The sequence below is a fragment of the Pseudoalteromonas sp. S4741 genome, assembly GCF_005886135.1.
GTDB lineage: Bacteria > Pseudomonadota > Gammaproteobacteria > Enterobacterales > Alteromonadaceae > Pseudoalteromonas > Pseudoalteromonas tetraodonis.
In genome coordinates this window covers 1-274 of the sequence record NZ_PNCN01000218.1, presented here as the reverse complement: position 1 = coordinate 274, position 274 = coordinate 1, and the positions used below count along the sequence as shown (strand labels likewise).

The window sequence follows — 274 nt, the reverse complement described above, 5'->3', positions numbered from 1 at the left end:
GTATCACAGCCATCTTTTTCTATCAAAGAAGGTTGTATAAGAATAAGATCTGCGGGAGTGGCGGAATTGGTAGACGCGCTGGATTTAGGTTCCAGTATCTTAGGATGTGAGAGTTCAAGTCTCTCCTTCCGCACCATGTTCTTAATTAGAACTAAAACTTATCCAAATTTAGAGTTGGGATATCGGAAAGCGGTAAAGCAACAGGTTTGGTTACTTGCATTCCCAGGTTCAAATCCTGGTAGCGCCGCCAATTTCGATGTTTCTTATATTGCAC

Annotated in this window: 1 tRNA gene; it reads left to right on the top strand. The window is 42.0% G+C overall.

Going from position 1 to position 274, the window contains the following annotated elements:
* The first annotated feature begins 51 nt into the window (after nt 1-51).
* Nucleotides 52-136 (top strand) — tRNA-Leu (locus CWC30_RS17810).
* Nucleotides 137-274 lie beyond the last annotated feature (138 nt).